Here is a 250-nt window from a genome sequence, read left to right as displayed (position 1 = left end):
CGAAATTACTCTGCCGTTTGGCGAGTAATCAAAGAATTAAATCAATGAATGAGTGTTCATAGCAATATGTACAACGACTTATTAAGTTAAGTCGATTCAGAATTCATTGAGTCGTTTAACGCGAGTTAAACACAAAACTTTTAATTGAAGAGTTTGATCATGGCTCAGATTGAACGCTGGCGGCAGGCCTAACACATGCAAGTCGAGCGGCAGCACAAGTAAGTTTACTTATGAGGTGGCGAGCGGCGGA

1 rRNA gene is annotated in these 250 nt (G+C 41.2%); it reads left to right on the top strand.

Annotation, left to right across the window (positions count from 1 at the left end):
• Positions 1-141: 141 nt before the first annotated feature.
• Positions 142-250: ribosomal RNA gene (locus M0413_RS22840) — 16S ribosomal RNA — on the top strand; the annotation flags it as partial.

It is taken from the genome of Shewanella sp. 8A (assembly GCF_023475945.1).
Taxonomy (GTDB): Bacteria; Pseudomonadota; Gammaproteobacteria; order Enterobacterales; family Shewanellaceae; genus Shewanella; species Shewanella xiamenensis.
This window is presented reverse-complemented; position numbering and strand designations above follow the sequence as displayed.